Here is a 14439-nt window from a genome sequence, read left to right on the forward strand (position 1 = left end):
TTGGGAATGCTCTGATTTTGGAAGAGGAACTCTTGATGGAACCGCCGTCAGCCTGTCGCGACCTGGCGCACGAAATGGGTCGATGAGATTTGATGCATCGGCAGCTCGACAGGCACGAAATCAGGCGCGCGCATGGCGCTCGGGATTTCGTCTGACATCGGCTGGCGTCCCTGCGGGCGGCGCGTCGGATCGGCGATGGGCACCGTCGACAACAGCTTGCGGGTATAGGGATGTTGCGGATTGTTAAAGACCGAGCGGCGATCGCCGATCTCGACGATTTCGCCGAGATACATGACCGCGACGCGATGGGCGATGCGCTCGACCACCGCCATGTCGTGGCTGATGAACAAAAGCGAAATCTGCATGTCGCGCTGTAAATCCATCAGCAGATTGATGACCTGCGCCTGGATCGTAACGTCGAGCGACGCAACGGCCTCGTCGGCGACGATGAGACGGGGATTGAGCGCCAATGCGCGTGCGATGCAGATGCGCTGGCGCTGGCCGCCGGAAAACGCATGCGGATAGCGCTCGAGAAGCTCAGGCGCGAGCTCGACCTTGGCCATCAGTTCGGCGGCGCGGGCCCGCATGGTCTTCAGCGAGCCAAGCTTGTGAACCCTCATCGGGTCCATCAGCGATTGCTCGATGGTCATCCTCGGGTTGAGCGAGGAGAACGGATCCTGGAAGACCATCTGCGCCTCGCGGCGAAACCGCGCCACGACCTGGCGCGGCGCGCCGATCAATTCGGTGCCGTCGAAGCGGATCGATCCTGAACGCGGCTTGTCCAACTGCATGAGCGAACGCGCGACGGTGGATTTGCCACAGCCCGACTCGCCGACCAGCGCCAGCGTCTCACCGGGGAAGATATCGAAGGAAACATTTTCCACGGCATGGACGCGGCCGGAGACATGGCCGAACAGGCCCGCCTTGAGGTCGAACCTCGTCACCAGGTTGCGGACTTCGACGAGCGGCTGGCGGGTGTCCTTGCGCGGGACGGATGCGTTCATTTGCTTACCTCGGCGAGCTGACGCTCGGGCTCAAACACCAGCAACGGGAATTTTTCCGGAGCATGTTTGTCGGCCATGCTGCCGAGCCGCGGCACTGCCGAAATCAGGGCGCGGGTATAGGCATGTTTCGGTTTGGCGAAGACGTCATAGACAGAGCCGGTCTCGACGATCTCGCCTTTCAGCATGACGCAGACCTTGTCGGCGACTTCGGCGACGACGCCCATGTCGTGGGTGATGAACAGCACCGACATGCCGATCTCATTCTGCAGGGCGCGAACAAGATCGAGGATCTGCGCCTGGATCGTCACGTCGAGCGCCGTCGTCGGCTCGTCGAGGATCATCAGCGAGGGCCTGCATGCGAGCGCGATGGCGATCATGACGCGTTGGCGCATGCCGCCCGAAAGCTGATGCGGATACTGGTCGAGCCGGCGTTCGGCGTCGGGAACGCGGACAAGCTTGAGCGTGTTTAGGGCAATCTGACGTGCTTGCTCCGGCGTCTTGTCCTGATGGTGGATCACCGCCTCGGCAATCTGGTCGCCAACGGTGAAGACCGGATTGAGGCTCGACATCGGATCCTGGAAGACGATCGAAACCTCGGCGCCCCTCAGGGCCTCAACGCGTTTTTCGGAAAGGGTGGCGAGGTCGGTGACCTTGCCGTCCTTGAAGCGCATCAGCACCCGGCCGCCGGTTATGGCGGCCCCGTCGTATTCTGTCAGCCGCATGATTGTCATCGCCGTCACCGACTTGCCCGACCCGGACTCGCCCACCAGCGCCACCGTCTCGCCGCGCGAGATGGTGAAGGAGATGCCGCGGACAGCGCGCACGTTCGCCTTGGAGCGGACCGCGAAGGAGACTTCGAGGTCCTCGACCGAAAGAACCACGTCCTCGGGCAGTGCAAGTGGTGTGGTCTTGGCAGGGATCATCGGCACATGGACCCAGTTTCAACGATGGACGTCGCGGGGCATCGAACGCAACGGTGCTGCAATCTGTCAATAGGGCGCAAAGGGGCGACCGACGCTTGCCAAGGGACGGTCGGCGCGGTTTGGTGCGGACGATACGGCGGACCACCGGGTCAAAACCAGCGAAATCAACGTGTAGCGATGGGCACGGCCAAAACTATGCATGTCATGCATTGCGCCACCTGTCTTCGCATATCGTGTCCGACAGGCAATTCGAGGCGCTTGGACGGTCAGGCCGCGTCCAGGGTGGGCTCGAAACCGCTCTTGTACTGGGGCAGCTCGGCACATTCCTTGAGATGCTGCCACAGCGCGTCGCCGTCATGGCTGCCGCCGCCAATGCGCCGGAAGATTCGGATCTCGATTTCGAGCGACATTTGCGGACCGCCGATCTGGACGAGCTGGCCGTGCTTCATCGCCTCGGCGACGCAAATCTGCGGCAGCCAGGCTACACCGCGTCCGGCAACGGCCATGTGCTTCAAGCCGTCTGCAAGCGCCGACTGGTAGACCGTGCTGAGATTGAGCGGGCGGCGCCAGCGCGACTGGATCAGCGTCGCCAGCTTGCCGATATAGCCGTCGCTCCAGGAGTAGGCGAGGTAAGGAATTTCGGTGCTTTCCGGCACGTCGATGTCGAACAGCGCGCGGCCGTTCTCGTCGGTCCCCGACACCAGGATCAGTCGGTCCTTGCCGATCTGTAACGATTCGAATGGCCCACCTTCGAGAACTGGCGGGCCGTCTGGATGGACATAGGTGATGGCGAAATCGCATTGGCCCGAGCACAAATGGTCGACGCTCTCGAGGAAATCCGCCGCATGCATGCTGGTGCGCAACGGCATGCGCGAGATCAGAGGCGAACTGATCCATTTCGGGAAGAAATACATCGCCAGCGTATGCAGCGACGTGAAGGTCAGCATCGCCGAGCTCTCGCCGGCGACATTTCGGCAGTCAGTGCGCAGGCGATAGGCCTCGCGCACCAACCGCTGGCAGCCCGGCAGAAACATGTTGCCGGCCCGGGTCAGCTGCACCGGGTAGGTGCTGCGGTCGATCAGGTCGGCGCCTATCCAGCTTTCAAGCGACTTGATGCGGCGGCTGAAGGCAGGTTGGGAGATGTTCCGTGCCGTTGCGGCCGTCGAGAAATTCCGCGTCGCGGCGATTTCCAGAAAATCTTCAAGCCATTGCAGTTCCATGCCGGCCCTCATGCGTGTTTTGCATAGTCCATCCTATCTACACATTGGACAGACCGGCAAGCGCTCTTCTAGCCTTTCCCTAACGAGAAGAAGAAAACTTCCTCCGCCATCAGAAGGGAACGATGATGAAACTTGCCTTAGCGCTGGCTGTGGGTATGGGGCTTGCCGTCGCGGCGGCACCTGCCATGGCCGAGACAAAGAACCCCGGCACATTCGTCTTCATGTGGACCGACGACATCCAGTCGTTCGATCCGGCCTACATTGCCAATACGCCGAGCTCCTATGGCGCGCTGAACATCTACAGCCGGCTGCTGAATTTCAATGGCTCGAAGATCTCCGAATTCGTGCCGTCGCTGTCGACGGAGGTGCCGTCGCTGGAGAACGGCCTGATCAAGCAGGGCGACGACGGCTCGGTGAGCTACACCTTCCCGATCCGCAAGGGCGTCTTCGCCCACAAGGTTGGCGTCAAGGGCGCCGACGGCAAGGTCAGCTGGGAGTACTACGACAAGCTGACCGATGCCCAGAAGGCAACGATCGAGCCGGGTTATGGCCAGATCACGCCCGAAGACGTGCGCTATTCGCTGCTGCGCGCCATCCTCCAAGGCCAATCCTGGATGTCGAACGCGATCACCGAGGTGATCACCGCAGGCAAATACACCGACATCGCCAAGTGGGTGGAGACGGAAGGCAAGGTCAAGACGTTCGCCGAGGCCAGCCCCGAAACACTGCGCAAGGTCTATGACCAGCTTTCGGAGCAGATCGTCGTCGACGGCGACAACGTCACGCTCAAGCTGCCGAAGTCGTTCCCGGCGACGCTCGGCGTCATTGCGCTGCCCTTCGGCACCTCGATCCTCGACAAGGAATGGGTTGCTTCGGTCGGCGGCTGGGATGGTTCGGGCGACACGTGGAAGGCGCATTATCGCCCCGAGCTCGGCGCCAACCCGCTATTTGCAGAGGAAAACGGCACCGGTCCGTTCATGCTCGAGGAGTGGGACCGCACCGACCGCCGCATCACGCTGAAGCGTTTCGACAACTACTTCCAGGGCCCGGCCAAGCTGGAGCGCGTGGTCATGCGCACCGTGCCGGAATGGACGACGCGGCGCCTGCAGCTCTTGTCGGGCGACGCCGATTTCGTCACCGCACCCGTCGAGTTCATCGACGAGCTCAGCAAGACCGACGGCGTGAAGGTCATCGACGGCCTGCAGAAGGTGTTCTCGCGCGGCATCTTCTTCGCATGGCCGCTCGACGACAACGACAACCCGGCGATCGGCAGCGGCAAGCTGGACGGTCAGGGCATCCCGCCTGATTTCTTCGCCGACATCGACGTGCGCAAGGGCTTCAACTATGCCCAGAACTACGATGCGCTGATCAACCAGGTGCTACTCGGCAAGACGGTGCAGTCGCGCGGTCCGACGGTGCGCGGCATCATGGGCTATCGCGCGGATTCGCCTGTTTACAGCTACGATCCCGCCAAGGCCGAAGAGCACTTCAGGAAGGCCTTCGGCGGCAAGCTGTGGGACACCGGCTTCACCTTCACCGCCTATGTGACGGAAGGCTACCCGCAGCTGACCGCGGCGCTCTCGGCGCTGCAGATGGGCCTGTCGCGCATCAATCCGAAGTTCAAGATGCAGATCCAGGCACTGCCCTGGGCGTCGGTTTCCGACAAGCTCAACAACCGCGAAAAGCCTGCGGCTCCGCTGACTGTCATGGGCTGGGGTCCCGACTATTCCGATCCGGGTGGCCCGCTCGGTGCGGCAAGCTACTATCTCTCGCCCACCGGTCTGGTCGGCGGCATGGTCGGCCAGGGCTACCGCGATCTCATGGCGGAGAAATTCAAGCCGCTATTGGATGAAGCGTGGGCCTCGAGCGATCCGGCCGTGCGCGAGCCGATCTACGCCAAGCTGCAGGAAATGTCCTACGACTACGCCACCACGCAGTTCCTGTGGGAGGACTTCGGCTACGTCGTCACCCGCAGCAACATCGACGGCTATGTCGACAACATGATCCTCTACGGCGCCTGGGACTTCTACCCGGTGACCAAGGCCAACAACTGATTGGCAGCCGGTAAGCCGGGCGATCCCATTCGCCCGGCTTACCGCTCGTTTATCCGAAACCGGAATCCGTGCACCCGTGCTGACCTACGCCCTCAGACGACTGATGATGCTGCCCATCGTCCTGTTCGCTCTGTCATTGATGATCTTTGCGCTGCAGATGTCGCTGTCGCCGACGCAGCGCCTGGCAGCCTACGCGCCGTCGCCCGACTACCTCAAGGGTGGCCAGGAGAGCATCCGCAGAATGATCGAGCAGTACGGGCTGAACGATCCTTTCTACATCCAGTACGGCCGCTGGATCGGCGGCGTGCTGACCGGCAATCTCGGCTGGTCGGAGACCGCCCGCCAGCCGGTGTCGACGGCGTTGATGTCGCTGTTTCCGGCGACGGTGGAACTGGTGGTACTGGCCTTCATTCCCTGCCTGCTGATCGCAATCTTCCTTGGTTCCCGCGCTGGCATCCATCTCAATCGCTGGCCCGACCACCTCATCCGCATCTTCACCATCCTCGGCTGGTCGTTCCCGGTCTATGTCTTCGGCCTGCTGATGCTGCTGGTGTTTTACTCCGCGCTCGACTGGTTCCCGCCCGGCCGGCTCAGCCAGTGGGCGCAGACAACCGTCAGCTCGGGCGATTTCGTGCGCTACACCGGCGCCAACACCGTCGATGCGCTGCTGAACGGCAACCTGGCGATCTTCTGGGATTCGCTGCGCCATCTCGCGGCGCCGGTCATCACGCTGACCTATGTCAACGTCGCCAGCATGACGCGGGTGATGCGCACCTCGATGCTCGAGACGTTGCGCCAGGACTATGTCCGCACCGCCCGCGCCAAGGGCCTGCCGCGCCGCGTCGTCGAGCTCAAGCATGCCCGGCGCAACGCGCTGTTGCCGGTGGCCACCATTGCCGGCATGGAACTGGCCGTCATGATGGGCGGCGTCGTCATCACCGAGACCATCTTCGACTATGCCGGGCTCGGCCAGTTTGCCGCAAAGACCGCGGCCAATCTCGATTTCCCGGCGGTCCTGGGCTTCGGGCTCTACTTCGCGGTCGTGCTGGTGTTGATGAACCTGATCGTCGACCTGATCTATCCGCTGCTCGATCCGAGGGTGAAGACGCAATGAAGGCCCTTCGCTACCTCGCGCGCAATCCGGTCTCACTCCTGGGTGTCGTGATCCTTCTGGCCTTCGTGCTGGTCGCAGTCTTCGCGCCGATGCTGGCGCCCCCGCAGAGCTTCCAGCTTTCGCCCTATGACACGCCGCGTGCCGGCTTTCTGGCAACGCCAATGCCGCCGTCGCGCGATGCGCTGTTCGGCACCACGCAAGGCCAGTACGACATCTTCTACGGCGTCGTCTGGGGCACCCGCACGGCGTTCAAGATCGGGCTCGGCGTCGTTGCGATCTCGGTACTGATCGGCACCGTGGTCGGTGCAGTCGCCGCCTATTATGGCGGGCTCGCCGAAGAAATCCTGATGCGCATCGTCGACGTGTTTATGGCGGTACCGTTCCTGATCGCCGCGATGGTGCTGACGGCGCTGCTGGGCAAGGGCATCTGGCCGATCACGATTGCGCTGACCACTTTCGGCTGGATGAGCTATGCCCGCATCGTGCGCAGCGAAATCCTGAGAATCCGCGAGATGGATTACATCCACGCGGCCAGGAGCTACGGCGCGAGCGATCTCAGGCTGATCGTGCTCCACATCCTGCCCAACGCCATGTTCCCGGTGCTGGTGCTGGCGACGATGGCCACCGGCTCGATGGTGCTGTCGGCTTCGGCGCTCAGCTTCCTCGGCGTCGGGACCGAAGAAGGTTACGCCGACTGGGGCCAGTTCATCGCCTATTCGCGCAACTGGATCGTCGGCCAGCCCGGTAACCCGTTCCAGTTCTGGTATACGCTGGCTTTCCCGGGTGCCGCTGTCTTCCTGTTCGTGTTGTCGTGGAACCTCGTCGGCGACGCGCTGCGCGACATGCTCGACCCACGCCATTCCCATTGAAATCCCCCAAGGAGCATTTGCCATGCCTTCCCTGTCCGCCGCTTCGATCGAGCTGTTCGAGGACCTGATCCGCTACGAGGTCGAGGACAAGGCGATCCCGTCGATCTCATATGCGCTCGTCGACCGCGACGGCGTTTTGGCCGAGGGACATATCCAGCGCCACGACCGCCATTTCGACATGCGCGAGGACACCTGCTTCCGCATCGGCTCGATCACCAAGACCTTCACCTCGCTGGCGATGATGCAGCTTGTCGAAAAGGGGCTCGTCGACATCGACGTCGACGTTTCGACCTACCTGCCCGGCTTCCATCCAATCAATCCGTTCGCCGGTGCCGAGGGCGGCCCGCATGGTTCCGTGATCAGCCTGCGCAAGCTGATGACCCACACCTCCGGTCTCGTGCGCGAGCCGAAGAGCGGCCACTATCTCGACGCCACCCGGCCGCCGCTGGAGGACACGGTCAACGAACTTGCCACTTCGACGCTCAAGCAGGATCCGAGCATCGGCATCATGCACTACTCCAATGCCGGCATCGCCGTCGTCGGCAGGGTCATGGAGGTGGTGACAGGCCAGAGCTATTCCGACTATGTCGCCGAAAACATCATGAAGCCGCTCGGCATGAACCAGTCCTCCTGCGGCATGGCGCCAGGCATCCGCGAGCGGCTTGCGCCGGCCGACATGTGGACGCTGGACGGCGACACGCCGGCCCCGGTGTTCAGCCTCGGCGGCTCGCCGGCGGGCAACATCTTCTCCACCACCGGCGACATGGCGCGTTACGCCCAGTGCCTGCTGCGCGGCGGCTTCAACGCCGAGGGCCAGTCGATCATCTCGCCGGCCTCGCTGCGCGAGATGTGGACGCCATTCGGCAAGCGCCCCGACAGCCTGGACAAGTCGATGGCCGGATACGGCCTGTGCTACGGCGCCGGCGAGGTCGACGGCTGGGAGTCGGTCGGCCATGGCGGCGCGGTCTACGGCTATGCCTCGCACATGTTGATCCTGCCAGGTGCTGGCATCGGCGTGCTGATGTTCGCGACGTTAGACTTCGCCAACCAGATCGCCTCGCGGCTCGGCGTCGACGGCCTGCGCATAGCACTTGCCGAGCGCAAGATGGGCAAGCCGCTGCAGCGCATGCAGCGTCCGCCCGTCATCGCCGAGGAGCAGTTCAGGACCCTGCCCGGCTATTACAGCGACGACGCCACCAAGGAGGTCGTCGAGGTCAAGGCGAAGGACGGCAAGCTCTATTTGATGGGTGACGGCGTGCCGCTGCAGATCCGCCCGGTATCAGGCAACGACTTCGTCATCGACGGCCGCATCTACGGACGCGGCGCCGGTTATGCCCACATGAACCTGTCTTTCCCCGAAGCGGGCAAGCTTGTGTGGAAGGACGCCAGCTGGACGCGCATCGAGGCGCCGGCCGACGAGACGGTGCCGGACGAGATCGCGCCGCATCTCGGCGAATACGGACCTGACTTCAACATCACCTATCTCAGCTACAGCCATGGCGGGCTGAAGTGCCTCATCGAGTACTTCTGCACTCATGCTTGCGAGCCTGTCGAAGAAGGGCGGTTCCGCATGCACGGCAAGCTCTATGAGGACGAGATGCTCGAGCTCGACGCCGTCGACGACCATGGCAAGCGCGGCATCCGCGTCGGCCCGATGTTCCTCGAGCGGCGTCCCCTTTCGCGGGCAGAGGCGGCCTGAGCAGGAGCATGACCGCACCCTTCAAGATGGAATCGCCCATCGGCGCCCGCATGGTGATCGGTGGGCGCGAGGTCGACTATTTTTGCGGCACCTCGTATTTCTGCCTGCACGGCCACCCCGAGGTGATCGAGGCGGCATGTGCTGCGACCAGGCAGTATGGCATGGGGCCGGGCACGCTGGCCCATATGCAGGTCTATGCCGACCTGCAGGAGCGGCTGCGCCAGTGGTTCGGCACCGAAGAGGTCGTCTACATGATCTCCGGCTATGCCAGCCCGCTGGTATTGCTGCAGGGGCTGCGCGAGGATTTCGACCTCGTCTTCATCGATGCCGCGACGCACTACAGCACGCGCGATGCGATCCCGACGCTCGGCAAGCCGATCCGCGAGTTCCGCCATGGTGACGCCGGCGACCTGGCCGAGCAGATGTCGTGCCATGTCTTGCCGAAACAACGGCCGGCGGTGCTGACCGACGGTGTGTTCCCGTCCTCCGGCAGGCTGGCTCCTCTTAACGACTACCGGCAGGCGATGGCGCCCTATGAGGGTGCGCTTCTGTGCATCGACGATTCGCACGGCGTCGGCGTGCTCGGCGAAACCGGACGCGGTTCGCTGCAGCATGCCGGGCTCGAAGGCGCGGGCAATTTCCTTGCCGGCACCATGAGCAAGGCGTTCGGCGCCCTCGGCGGGGTTGTTCCCGGCGACCAGGCACTTGCCGAAAAGATCACGCGCAATGCGATGATCATGCGTGGTGCTTCGCCAGCACCGCCCGGGCTCGCTGCTGCTGCGGCCGCTTCGCTGAGGATACTACAGACAACGGACAAGCGCGCCAGGCTGGCGCGCAATGTCAGCCACATGCGCAACGGTCTGCGCGGTCTCGGATTCGAGGTTGTCGACACGCCGGTACCCATCGTCACCATCAAGGGTGTCACTGATCTCGAGCTTCTGCGCGACCGTCTTGCCGAGCGCGACATCATCGTCAGGGTGCAACAGCCGGGTGGCTACTCCGATGCGTCCGCCGTGCCGACCATGAGGCTCGCGGTGTTTTCCGAGCATTCGTCCACCCAGATCGACAGGCTTTTGCAGTCGATGGCCGAGCTTATTTGAAACGACAGGATACGATCATGAAGGTTTTCATCAGCGCCGATATCGAGGGCACCGCCGGCATTACCGCCTGGGACGAGGCCAAGAAGGGGCACCCCGAATATGAGGAGTTCCGCGAATACATGACCGACGAGCTGGTCGCCGCCTGCGAAGGCGCGCGGGCTGCCGGTGCCAAGGAAGTGGTAGTCAAGGACGCGCACTCCACCGCCCGCAACCTGATCCTGTCTAAGCTGCCGGCCTATGTCAGCATCTTCAGGGGTTGGAGCGGCCACCCCGACATCATGATGTTCGGTATCGACAAGAGCTTTTCGGCGGCACTTTACACCGGCTACCACAACAAGGCCGGCACCGACACCAACCCGCTGGCGCATACGCTCACCGGCACGGTATCCAGGCTGCTGATCAATGGCGAGGTGGCGTCGGAGTTCACGCTGAACGCGTTCTGCGCCGCGCGCTATGGCGTGCCGTCGGCGTTTCTTTCGGGCGATGCCGGCATGTGCGCCGAAGCCAAGGCGATCGTCTCGGGCATCGGAACCGTGGCCACCAGCGAAGGCTTTGGCCCTGCGACCAGGTCGCTGACGCCGAAAGCCTCGGTGGCGGCCATCCGCGAAGGCGTGGAGAAAGCTCTGTCGGGCGATCTCAAGGGCTGCCTCCCCAAGCTTGCCGACCGCTTCGAACTGGTCGTCGAATACACCAATCCGATCGAGGCCTATCGCGGCAGCTGGTACCCTGGAGTCGAACACGTGGCAGCGCGCACGCTGCGCTTTACGGCGAGCGACTTCTTCGAAATCCAGCGCGCAATACGCTTCATCGTCTAGATGCGCGGAATGACCCGGTGTTGGTCAGTTGGACGCCTTGGCTTCCGACACCAGCACCGGGTCGCTGCGGTAGCGGTCGGGAAACAGCCGCCTGAGATTTTCGATCTTCGGCAGGTCGTTGTAGACGATGTAGGGATAGGTCGGGTTCAGGGCGAGAAAGTCCTGGTGATACGCCTCGGCCGGATAGAAGGCGTGGCCGGGTTCGATGCTGGTGGCGATCGCAGCATCATAGATCCTGGCCTTGTCGAGCTGCGCGATATAGGCCTTGGCAACCGCCGCCTGTTCAGCGTTGGCCGGAAATATCGCCGAGCGATATTGCGTGCCAGTGTCAGGTCCCTGGCGGTTCAACTCGGTCGGGTCATGCGCGACCGAGAAATAGATCTGCAGGATCCGGCCATAGCTGATCTTGTGCGGGTCGAAGGTGATCTTCACCGACTCCGCATGGCCGGTCGAGCCGGTACTGACCGTGTTGTATTGCGCGGTGCTGCTGTCGCCGCCGGAGTAGCCTGAGACGGCATCCTTGACACCCGAGACATGCTGGAAGACGCCTTGCACCCCCCAGAAGCAGCCGCCTGCCAGTACCGCCACTTCCGAGCTGGCTTGCGCCGGCTCGTCGAGTGCCGGGGCCGGGATCCGTATCCCCTCCTGGGCCGCGCTCGGTGCTGCGACAAAAGCCCAAGCGCCGACTGCAGCAGCAGCTGCTGAAAGCCAGAATGCCTTGCGGTGCCGGGTGGCGATCTTCGCTCTTGAAAGTGCCTTGGTCATCGGTGTTCTCCCTATGCCGGGCCGTTGCACAAGATACGAAGGCTGAGTGGGTTTTGTTATGGGGAACAAGCGAGGTCACGCGCAAGTGAATGGGCCTCGGCAAATCAGTGCAAGGCCCCCTGCTCACGAAGCAAGGGCCCCTCGCTCAAATGCGCGATGCTACCTTGCCGCCATATGGTCTGCGCATTACGGATTGGTAGGCCAACGCCACTATCTGGTCACGGTGACGCCCATAAAAAGGCCGACCCCAGGGCAACCGCAGGGTCGGCCTGGAACAGCTTGCCGGCTCAGTTGGACTGGCGGTGACGCGGATAGCTGCCGGCGTCGGGCGCGTTGGCGAAGCTCTGCAAGGTCTGCCCGCCGTCTATCAGCCAGTCGACGCCGGTGATGTGGCGCGCCTCGTCGGAGGCGAGGAAGGCGACGGCCGCCGCCACGTCCTCAGGCTGACCGATGCGGCGCAGCGGAATGCGGTCGGCAAAGCGCTGGATGCCGGTAACATAGGCCTCGCGGTCGTTTGACGGCACGCCAAGCGTTGTTTCGATGACGCCGGGGCAGATGGCGTTGACGCGGATGCCGTAGGCGGCTGCGTCGAGCGCGGCGACCCGGGTGAGCCCAACGACGCCATGCTTGGTCGAGGCATAACCGGCGCCACCCGACAGCACGTCCCAGCCGGCCATCGACGAACCCATATTGACGATCGAGCCTTCGATGCCGGCGGAAATCATCGCCTTGAGCGAGGCCTGGAGCACCAGGAACATGCCGCGCAGATTGATCCGCACGATGCGGTCCCACTCCTCGACGGGCAGTTCGTGGACAGGCGCTACCTTTCCGGATATGCCGGCATTGTTGAACACCGCATCAAGCCGGCCAAAGGCCTCAACAGTCGTTGCGACGGCCTGTTGCGCCGCAGTCTCGTCGGAAACATCCGCCGTGACGGCAATCGCCTTGTTGCCGAATGCCGAGGCGACTAGCGCGGCGCGTTCACCGTCGAGGTCGACGACCGACACGCGGCCACCCTCATCGATGAAGCGGCGCACCGCAGCGCTGCCGATCGCGCCGCCACCGCCGGTGACCAGAACGACCTTGCCTTCGAAACGCATCATCTTCGTCTCCTGTCTTTATTTGCCGTAAGCGCGCCAGGAATGGCGCGGCGCAAAGCCGAGCGTTTCCAGCGCATGCGTATTGTCGATGACCGTGTCATGGCTCGAAAGCGGGCGCTTCAGCGGCGATGCCGGGAAGGCGCGCTTGACCAAAGCTTCCGTCTCTTCCTGCGAATAGGTGTCGGCAGCGCTGAGGAAGGTGCGCAGATGGCCCTCGCCCTGCCAGGCCAGAGCCTTGACGAAGGCATCGGCGGCGTCGCGCGCATCGAGATAGCTCCACAAGTCACGGGCCGCTTCCGCGAGATTGCGGCGCGGACCGACGCTGTCGAAGAAGCTTTCCGGCGTCTGGATCCAGGGCATACGTAGGCTGACCGCCGAAAACGCGCCCCGGCGGACAGCCGCTTCGACGATCTCTTCGCCGAGCCATTTCGACAGGCCATAGGCGTCCTGCGCACCGATCGGGTGGTTGTGGTCTATCGGCAGATAGGCAGGATCGACGAAGTTTTCCGCAAAGGGATAACCGAGCACGCTGAAGGACGAGGCGTAGATGAAGCGCTTTGCCCTCGAAAGCGCGGCCGCTTCGATGACATTGTAGGCGATCGCCATGTTGGTCTTGAATACTTCAGCCGGCGCCTTGCCGAGCGGGCGCGGGATCGCCGCGATATGGGCGATCGCATCGCAGTCGCGGACCAACTGCAGTGTCAGGCCGAGATCGGTGAGGTCGGCGCTGACATGAGCCCATGCGCCTTCGGCAGGCGCGACCGTGTCGATGCCGAGCACGTCGTGGCCGGCGGCGACAAAGGCTGAGGCGACGTGGCGGCCAAGCAGTCCGCTTGATCCGGTAATGACGATTTTCATCTCAGGCTCCTCTTGTCGGTCAGGCGTGCCGCGGGCAAATATTGTTGATGGTCAAACAATCGGACACCGCAAACGGTTCCGCTTGTCAATGCATTTCTTGCCGGGGATAAGCGCCGGATGAAGTCGCAAGTCGGTTGGCGATGCGCGCCGGCCCGCCATATTGTGACAAGCTGCCAGCTCAAGGATTGACTTGGAAGTCGTCACGGTTTTTTGTATGACCACCAACAATCGGCAGTTTCGCTGAAGAGGTAGGATCATGTCACTGGACAGCTTTTCGTCACATCGCCAGGACGCAGGGGTCAAGATCGATCCGGCGCGCGTGGCGGTGATCGTCGTCGACATGATCAATGATTTCTGCAAGCCGGGTGGCGCCATGGTGTTGCCGGGCTACGAGACGCTCGTCGGTCCGCAACTGAGCGTGATCGAAGCGGCACGTGCCGCGGGTGCGCCGGTTGTCTGGGTCCATGATGCGCATCGCCGCAACATGCGCCGCGACCGCGAGTGGCTGAAGCGCGCGCCGCATTGCGTCGAGGGCACCTGGGGAACCGAGGTCATCGACGATCTCGGCGCTCAAGATGACGAGATCCACGTCATCAAGCGCCGCTACTCGTCGTTCTTCCAGACCGACCTCGACATGACGCTGAAGGATATGATGGTCGACCAGATCATCGTCTTCGGCGTGGTCACCAACATCTGCGTGCGGTCGACCGTGCATGACGCGTTCTTCAATGGTTATGAAGTCGTGGTGCCCGCCGACTGCTGTGCCGCCACTGGTCCGCGCGAGCAGGAAAGCACGCTCTATGATATCTCGACCCATTTCGGCGTCGTCAGCGATGCGGCAAGTGTTGTGAGAGCGCTGCGTGACGGCGCTTTCGTCGAAAATACCACCATCGCCGCATAACCGTTGGGGTCGGCGAA

Annotated in this window: 13 protein-coding genes; 7 read left to right on the plus strand and 6 right to left on the minus strand. The window is 63.0% G+C overall.

The window, feature by feature from the left end; genetic code table 11:
- Positions 1 to 47: 47 nt before the first annotated feature.
- The 3 genes from C8K44_RS22030 to C8K44_RS22040 form a co-directional block, all read right to left on the minus strand.
- Positions 48 to 1004, minus strand: coding sequence for an ATP-binding cassette domain-containing protein (locus tag C8K44_RS22030; protein WP_109577923.1), 957 nt, complete (start codon positions 1002 to 1004; stop codon positions 48 to 50).
- Complete coding sequence (locus C8K44_RS22035) at positions 1001 to 1927, minus strand: ABC transporter ATP-binding protein (protein WP_109577924.1); 927 nt, start codon at positions 1925 to 1927, stop codon at positions 1001 to 1003. The genes C8K44_RS22030 and C8K44_RS22035 overlap by 4 nt, the downstream gene beginning before the upstream one ends.
- A gap of 266 nt (positions 1928 to 2193) precedes the next feature.
- A complete protein-coding gene (locus C8K44_RS22040) occupies positions 2194 to 3147 on the minus strand; it encodes a LysR family transcriptional regulator (protein WP_109577951.1) in 954 nt (317 codons plus the stop codon).
- Positions 3148 to 3269: 122 nt separating this feature from the next.
- Here C8K44_RS22040 and C8K44_RS22045 point away from each other — a divergent pair, with 122 nt between their 5' ends.
- The 6 genes from C8K44_RS22045 to C8K44_RS22070 all read left to right on the plus strand — a co-directional run bounded on the left by C8K44_RS22045 (position 3270) and on the right by C8K44_RS22070 (position 10798).
- Positions 3270 to 5201 carry an ABC transporter substrate-binding protein gene (locus C8K44_RS22045; protein WP_245417585.1) on the plus strand — a complete coding sequence of 644 codons (1932 nt, stop codon included), beginning with the start codon at positions 3270 to 3272 and terminating at the stop codon, positions 5199 to 5201.
- 76 nt (positions 5202 to 5277) lie between these two features.
- Positions 5278 to 6315, plus strand: a complete 1038-nt coding sequence (locus C8K44_RS22050) for an ABC transporter permease (RefSeq protein ID WP_245417586.1) — start codon at positions 5278 to 5280, stop codon at positions 6313 to 6315.
- Positions 6312 to 7184: an ABC transporter permease gene (locus tag C8K44_RS22055; protein WP_109577925.1), complete on the plus strand. Its 873-nt coding sequence runs from the start codon at positions 6312 to 6314 to the stop codon at positions 7182 to 7184. Before C8K44_RS22050 ends, C8K44_RS22055 begins: the two co-directional genes overlap by 4 nt.
- A gap of 22 nt (positions 7185 to 7206) precedes the next feature.
- Positions 7207 to 8883: a serine hydrolase domain-containing protein gene (locus tag C8K44_RS22060; protein WP_109577926.1), complete on the plus strand. Its 1677-nt coding sequence runs from the start codon at positions 7207 to 7209 to the stop codon at positions 8881 to 8883.
- An 8-nt stretch (positions 8884 to 8891) separates the two neighbouring features.
- Positions 8892 to 9983 carry a pyridoxal phosphate-dependent aminotransferase family protein gene (locus C8K44_RS22065; RefSeq protein WP_109577927.1) on the plus strand — a complete coding sequence of 364 codons (1092 nt, stop codon included), beginning with the start codon at positions 8892 to 8894 and terminating at the stop codon, positions 9981 to 9983.
- A 17-nt stretch (positions 9984 to 10000) separates the two neighbouring features.
- Complete coding sequence (locus C8K44_RS22070; RefSeq protein ID WP_109577928.1) at positions 10001 to 10798, plus strand: M55 family metallopeptidase; 798 nt, start codon at positions 10001 to 10003, stop codon at positions 10796 to 10798.
- Between the two features lie 24 nt (positions 10799 to 10822).
- On the opposite strand, the gene msrA is transcribed toward C8K44_RS22070, so the two are convergent.
- The 3 genes from msrA to C8K44_RS22085 form a co-directional block, all read right to left on the minus strand.
- Entirely contained in the window at positions 10823 to 11563 is a 741-nt protein-coding gene (gene msrA / locus C8K44_RS22075; protein ID WP_109577929.1) for a peptide-methionine (S)-S-oxide reductase MsrA, read from the minus strand.
- A gap of 287 nt (positions 11564 to 11850) precedes the next feature.
- A complete protein-coding gene (locus tag C8K44_RS22080) occupies positions 11851 to 12666 on the minus strand; it encodes an SDR family NAD(P)-dependent oxidoreductase (protein WP_109577930.1) in 816 nt (271 codons plus the stop codon).
- Positions 12667 to 12681: 15 nt separating this feature from the next.
- Positions 12682 to 13521, minus strand: coding sequence for an NAD(P)-dependent oxidoreductase (locus C8K44_RS22085; protein WP_109577931.1), 840 nt, complete (start codon positions 13519 to 13521; stop codon positions 12682 to 12684).
- Positions 13522 to 13777: 256 nt separating this feature from the next.
- Between C8K44_RS22085 and C8K44_RS22090 the strand changes: the two genes are divergently transcribed.
- Positions 13778 to 14422, plus strand: a complete 645-nt coding sequence (locus C8K44_RS22090) for an isochorismatase family cysteine hydrolase (protein ID WP_109577932.1) — start codon at positions 13778 to 13780, stop codon at positions 14420 to 14422.
- The last annotated feature ends 17 nt before the right edge of the window (positions 14423 to 14439 follow it).

This window comes from Aminobacter sp. AP02, assembly GCF_003148805.1.
In the GTDB taxonomy this organism is placed as follows: domain Bacteria; phylum Pseudomonadota; class Alphaproteobacteria; order Rhizobiales; family Rhizobiaceae; genus Aminobacter.

What these genes read in the sequence shown, in the direction of transcription:
- C8K44_RS22030 (WP_109577923.1), bottom strand. Translation starts at nt 1,004, where the DNA reads ATGAACGCATCCGTCCCGCGCAAGGACACCCGCCAGCCGCTCGTCGAA.
- C8K44_RS22035 (WP_109577924.1), bottom strand. Translation starts at nt 1,927, where the DNA reads ATGATCCCTGCCAAGACCACACCACTTGCACTGCCCGAGGACGTGGTT.
- C8K44_RS22040 (WP_109577951.1), bottom strand. Translation starts at nt 3,147, where the DNA reads ATGGAACTGCAATGGCTTGAAGATTTTCTGGAAATCGCCGCGACGCGG.
- C8K44_RS22045 (WP_245417585.1), top strand. Translation starts at nt 3,270, where the DNA reads ATGATGAAACTTGCCTTAGCGCTGGCTGTGGGTATGGGGCTTGCCGTC.
- C8K44_RS22055 (WP_109577925.1), top strand. Translation starts at nt 6,312, where the DNA reads ATGAAGGCCCTTCGCTACCTCGCGCGCAATCCGGTCTCACTCCTGGGT.
- C8K44_RS22060 (WP_109577926.1), top strand. Translation starts at nt 7,207, where the DNA reads ATGCCTTCCCTGTCCGCCGCTTCGATCGAGCTGTTCGAGGACCTGATC.
- C8K44_RS22065 (WP_109577927.1), top strand. Translation starts at nt 8,892, where the DNA reads ATGACCGCACCCTTCAAGATGGAATCGCCCATCGGCGCCCGCATGGTG.
- C8K44_RS22070 (WP_109577928.1), top strand. Translation starts at nt 10,001, where the DNA reads ATGAAGGTTTTCATCAGCGCCGATATCGAGGGCACCGCCGGCATTACC.
- msrA (WP_109577929.1), bottom strand. Translation starts at nt 11,563, where the DNA reads ATGACCAAGGCACTTTCAAGAGCGAAGATCGCCACCCGGCACCGCAAG.
- C8K44_RS22080 (WP_109577930.1), bottom strand. Translation starts at nt 12,666, where the DNA reads ATGATGCGTTTCGAAGGCAAGGTCGTTCTGGTCACCGGCGGTGGCGGC.
- C8K44_RS22085 (WP_109577931.1), bottom strand. Translation starts at nt 13,521, where the DNA reads ATGAAAATCGTCATTACCGGATCAAGCGGACTGCTTGGCCGCCACGTC.
- C8K44_RS22090 (WP_109577932.1), top strand. Translation starts at nt 13,778, where the DNA reads ATGTCACTGGACAGCTTTTCGTCACATCGCCAGGACGCAGGGGTCAAG.